The sequence below is a fragment of the Archangium sp. genome (assembly GCF_036388035.1).
GTDB lineage: Bacteria > Myxococcota > Myxococcia > Myxococcales > Myxococcaceae > Archangium.
Genome location: NZ_DASVSO010000648.1, coordinates 1 through 3,686 on the forward strand (window position 1 = coordinate 1; position 3,686 = coordinate 3,686).

Genomic DNA, 3,686 nt, shown 5'->3' on the forward strand with positions numbered 1-3,686 from the left:
TTGCACCCCGGCGCCAGCGCCAGCACGAGCGCCAGCGATGTACCCCGTAGGGCCCCTGCCCACCCTCGCATCCTTCTCATCGGCTCCCCCTTCATCCGTGTGTGGAAGACGTACGTGGCACAGGCACTGGCGAGCGCGCCAGCGACGAGGACGAGGCACAACTTCCGGACACCGTGCATCTGCTGACCCCCCATGAGCAGCTGTGGAGACATGCCACTCTACGCCTGCGCGGGCGTCGGTTCATCACATGACTCCGGCGTCTCTGGCCGCTGGTGCCGTTGGAAGCTCGCGGCGAGGATGCCATGTACTCCCATGGCCGCCAGCCCCCAGGCTCCTGTCTACGTCCAGGCGCTCATCTTCCTTGGCGCGGCGGTCATCGCCGTGCCCCTCTTCCGCCGGCTGCGCCTCGGCTCCATCCTCGGCTACCTCGCCGCGGGGCTCGTCATCGGCCCCTTCGGCCTCGGCCTTTTCTCCGACTCCACCTCGGTGATGCATGTCGCCGAGCTCGGCGTCGTGCTCTTCCTCTTCCTCATCGGCCTGGAGCTCAACCTCTCGCGGCTGTGGGCCATGCGCCGCGACATCTTCGTGCTCGGCACGGCGCAGGTCGTCATCTGCGGCCTGCTCACCATGATCTACCCGCTCCTCTTGGTGGGACGCCCCTGGCGGGCCTCGCTCATCGCGGGGCTCGGGCTCGCGCTGTCGTCCACGGCCCTCGTCATGCAGCTGCTCGGCGAGCGCGGCGAGGTGCAACACCCCCACGGCCAGAAGGCCTTCGCCATCCTGCTGCTCCAGGACCTGGCCATCGTTCCGCTGCTCGCGCTCGTGGCGTTGCTCTCCCCGGTGGAAGCGGCCGGGAGCGACCCGGTGTGGCTGTCGGCGGCGAAGATGCTGGGCGGCGTGGCCGCGGTGGTGCTCACGGGCCGCTACCTGCTCAACCCCTTCTTCCGCCTGCTCGCGAGCTCGGGCGCCCATGAGGTGATGACGGCCGCCGCCCTGCTCGTCGTCATCGCGGCGGCCACGCTGATGACATACGTCGGGCTGTCCTCCGCGCTCGGCGCGTTCCTCGCGGGCGTCCTGCTCGCCGAGTCGAGCTACCGGCACGAGCTCGAGGCGGACGTCGAGCCCTTCCGGGGGCTGCTGCTCGGGCTCTTCTTCATCTCCGTCGGAATGACGGTGGACCTCGGGCTCATCGCGCGCAGCTGGCCCCTGCTGCTCGGCGCGGTGGTGACCGTCACCGTCATCAAGACGACGGTGGTGTACGGGCTGATGCGGCTGCTGCGCGACGGGCACGAGGTGGCCATCCGCACCGCGCTGCTGCTGCCGCAGGGCGGCGAGTTCGGCTTCGTCCTGTTCTCCACCGCGGTGGCCGCCAAGGTGATGGAGCAGGAGCAGGCCACGCTGCTCGTCGCGCTCGTGACCCTCACCATGGCGCTCACGCCGCTGCTGGCCGCGCTCGCCCCGCGGCTCGCCCGCACGCGCGCGGCCCCCGAGCGCGAGGAGCACTTCGAGGGGGCGCGCGGCTCCGTGCTCGTCATCGGCTTCGGGCGGTTCGGGCAGATCGTCTGCCAGCTGCTGCTGCCCGAGGGCATCGACGTCACCATCATCGACAATGACGTGGAGATGCTGGAGGCCGCCGAGCGCTTCGGCTTCAAGCTCTACTACGGCGACGGCACGCGGCTGGACGTGCTGCGCTCCGCGGGCGCGGGGCGGGCGCGGCTCATCTGCGTGTGCGTGGAGCACAAGGAGGCGGCCACCCGCATCGTGGAGCTGTGCCGGACGTCCTTCCCCCTCGCGCGGCTGTACGTGCGCGCGTACGACCGCGTGCACGCGCTGGAGCTGGTGGAGCGCGGCGCGCACTTCCAGCTGCGCGAGACCTTCGAGAGCGCCATCGCCTTCGGGCGTGCCGCGCTGGGGGAGCTGGGGCTGTCGCCCGAGCGCGTGGCGGAGGTGGAGGAGGACATCCGCCGGCGAGATCGCGAGCGCTTCGCCTTGCAGCAGCAGGAGCAGGGCAAGAACCTCCTGGCGGGTGGCGACAGGCTCTACACCCGCCCCGTCCCCCGCCCCGAGCCGCTCACCCACCCCCAGCGCCCGGGGGTGGCGCTCAACCCGGCCGAACGGGCGGAGGGGGAGGCCGAGCGGAACGACGAGGGGGACACGGAGCGCTAGCGCAGGCGCGGGAGGATGGCGCGCAGGCTCGGGTCCATGCCGCCGCGCGAGCCGAGCGCGGCGATGGCCTGGCGCTCGTACTCCAGCGTGTTGGCGCGGGCCACGAGCTGCACGCTGGCCCCGAGCGCCGCGGGCATCGCCAGGTCCAGCTCGTAGATGTCGCCGGCCACCAGCGTCGTCTCCGGCGAGGTGTCCGTCTCGTCCCAGATGCGGCGCAGCGCCTCGTAGTAGCGGCCGCGGCGCAGGTGGATGGGGCGCACCAGCGGGGCCGCCCGCGTCGTCTCGGACAGGGCGGAGAAGACGGCATCGGGCGTCGCCGGGTCCTCGATGAGGAACTTGCGCGCGTCACCCGACACCCGCAGGCGCTCGCGGCCGCGCGGGGCCAGCTTCGTCAGCTTGGCCTCCACCGTGTCCGTGTGCGCGTTGGTGACGACGTGCACGGGCAGCCCGGTGTCCAGCAGCGCCTCCAGCACCTCCTTGGCCTCGGGCTTGAAGGCCATGCCCACCTGCGCGTACGCCTCGCGGTAGAGCGTGTCCAAGAGCTTCGCGCGCTCGGCCTTGTCCGGCAGCACCCCGAGCCTGTCGCACAGCCGCCGCGCCACGAAGTTGGCCAGCAGGTACGGGTCCGCGAGGGCCGGCGCCACGATGCGGCCTCCCACCTCCCAGCCGTGCTCCTCGGAGCTCGTCGCCACCTCGTGCTCCACCTGCGCCCAGCCCGCCTCCATCACGTCGCGGCCCAGCACCTCGGACAGGCGCCGACGGAAGTGCTGGACGAAGGGCGTCCCTTCCGCCGTCGCGTCCGTGAAGGTCCCGTCGAAATCCAACACCACGCATCGAATCGCCATCGTCCTGAGTCCTCGCTGTCGCAGGAGGTGCGCAATAGGCCCCCTCCCCGCCCCGAATCAAGCCAGGGCGCGTCCCCGACGGCAAGGGAACCACCGGCAGCGCGGGCGTGTCAGACCCTCCGTGTAGAACGAAGGCTGGCGGTTGGCGGAGGAACCGTGGGCCCCGGCGCCGGGGAGACGCCGGGGCCCACGGGCATGTCAGACCCTCCAGCTATACCCAAGAGTGTCGGCGCGAAGAGGCGCCGCGGGTTGCGGTGGTTCCCTGGGAAGACCACCGGAGCCTACATCGCAGTAGGGCTGCACTTCCGCCAACCACCCGTGTGGGTGCGAGGCGGCGGAGGCGGCGCGTCCGGATCCCCTCCCCGGGCGCGCCGCCTCATCTTTTTTTCAGGGCACCTGCTGCACCGGTTGGAGCGCGGCGTGGAGGCCTGGCAACGTCACGAGGAAGGTCGCGCCCTCGCCGGGGGTGCTCTGGGCCTCGATGGAGCCTCCGAGCGCCTCGACGATTTGGCGCGTGATGTAGAGCCCCAGCCCGAGGCCCCCGTAATGCCGCTCGGACACGGCGCGCTCGAAGCGGTCGAAGATGCGCGAGAGGTTGCCGGGCTCGATGCCGATGCCCCCGTCCCGCACGGTGAGCAGCGCGTGTCCGTGGTCGGCGCCGACGGACAGCTCGAT

General features: G+C 71.5%; 4 protein-coding genes. 1 reads left to right on the forward strand and 3 read right to left on the reverse strand.

The features are described 5' to 3' along the window. Window positions 1–212, reverse strand: a 212-nt coding sequence (locus VF697_RS26560) for a hypothetical protein (RefSeq protein ID WP_331099517.1), incomplete at its 3' end; no start/stop codon positions are given. Window positions 213–312: 100 nt separating this feature from the next. Here VF697_RS26560 and VF697_RS26565 point away from each other — a divergent pair. After that, a complete protein-coding gene (locus tag VF697_RS26565; RefSeq protein WP_331099518.1) occupies window positions 313–2,166 on the forward strand; it encodes a monovalent cation:proton antiporter-2 (CPA2) family protein in 1,854 nt (617 codons plus the stop codon). On the opposite strand, the gene VF697_RS26570 is transcribed toward VF697_RS26565, so the two are convergent. After that, the gene (locus tag VF697_RS26570) at window positions 2,163–3,011 is read right to left on the reverse strand and encodes an HAD family hydrolase (RefSeq protein ID WP_331099519.1); all 849 of its coding nucleotides are present in this window, start codon (window positions 3,009–3,011) and stop codon (window positions 2,163–2,165) included. The two genes, VF697_RS26565 and VF697_RS26570, sit on opposite strands and share 4 nt — an antisense overlap. A 387-nt stretch (window positions 3,012–3,398) precedes the next feature. After that, window positions 3,399–3,686: ATP-binding protein (locus VF697_RS26575; RefSeq protein WP_331099520.1), on the reverse strand; the 288-nt coding region annotated here is incomplete at its 5' end.